2 protein-coding genes are annotated in these 1,233 nt (G+C 60.9%); one reads left to right on the top strand and one right to left on the bottom strand.

Going from position 1 to position 1,233, the window contains the following annotated elements:
* On the bottom strand, positions 1-458 hold a 458-nt coding region (locus PLJ71_17105), incomplete at its 3' end, for a hypothetical protein (protein ID HQM50410.1).
* 207 nt (positions 459-665) lie between these two features.
* Between PLJ71_17105 and PLJ71_17100 the strand changes: the two genes are divergently transcribed.
* Positions 666-1,233, top strand: a 568-nt coding sequence (locus PLJ71_17100) for a hypothetical protein (GenBank protein ID HQM50409.1), incomplete at its 3' end; no start/stop codon positions are given.

Genomic DNA, 1,233 nt, shown 5'->3' with positions numbered 1-1,233 from the left:
GCATCCGTGGACAGCAGTACGGCCGCCTCGCCCGCGCCAGCTTCCTGAAGCGCCCGAAGAGCCGCGTCAAGGCCGATTCTCCGGGCGAGACCCACCCCGCCCTTCGGGGGCAATGCGAGTCCCTCCGACGACGCGTCAATCAGCGCCAGCCGAAGCCCGGAGGCCCTTGCGGGGCCCCGCAGCATCCCGCGCAGCAACTCGAGGGTCTGCCGGTTATCGTCGATGTCCTCGGCGCGGGCCACGCTTGGCGCGCGGTTGTTGACCACCACCACAACCAGCGTGCGCTCCAATTCCCGCGCGGGATTCGCAGCCAGGCTGCGAAGGGTTTCGAGAATGGTGGCGCGTTCCGCGAGCGCGGGAATCACCACCGCGCAGTCGATGCCCTCGATGTTCCCACATTCGACATGCCAGGGAGCCATGATCGCGCGTTTGCGAAGGTACGACGCCACTTGGTTCACAGAGAATCCCCCACCGGAATCAGCCGGCCAGTCGCTATTCTTGCGCAAATGCCCGCCGTCTGACAACTTACACCAGATCCCCAAAGGATAGAATCCCGATGCTAACAGTAGAAAATAGCATCAAACAATAATAAACTTTACAAAAACCAGGCTTTGTGGCAGGATCCAAGCAGGCTGTTTAGGGCCACAGAGTCGGGAGGGAACACCATGGGGACAGAGAACGGCTTCGAAGAAAGTGACGAACCAGTCCAGCAACCAACGGGAGAAATCCTGGCGGCGCAGCATCCGCTCATCGAAGAGGCCGAGGATGATTTTGATCCCCGGAAGACTCGCAACATCCTCGAGTACATGGACGGTCTGCTGCGGCATCGCGACGCCTATTTCAGAAGCATCTTCCGCGGCGAAGACATCGCGTGGCATCTGGGGCGGATGCTGACCATTGTCGTGGCGCTTGGAGCCGGGTACGGGGTGGTGATGGGCGCCACGGCGGGAATACCGGCGGGATTGCCCCAGATGGTTTCGTCGGCAGTGAAGGCGCCGTTGCTGTTTCTGCTGACACTCGCGGTATGCTACCCCGTCCTTTACGTCGTGAATGTGGTGATGGGGTCGCGGCTGCGCTTCTTGCAGACCTTGTCGCTCATTCTGATGGCGGTCGCGATGAATGCCATCCTCCTCGCGAGCTGCGCGCCGATCGTGCTGTTCTTCACCCTCATCGGAACCGGCTATAACTTCCTGAAACTGCTCCATGTCGCGATCTTCGGATTCAGCGGACTGT

The sequence above is a fragment of the Candidatus Hydrogenedentota bacterium genome, from assembly GCA_035416745.1.
Taxonomy (GTDB): domain Bacteria; phylum Hydrogenedentota; class Hydrogenedentia; order Hydrogenedentales; family SLHB01; genus UBA2224.
Note: the sequence above shows the minus strand (reverse complement) of the source record. Positions and strands in the feature narration are given on the sequence as shown.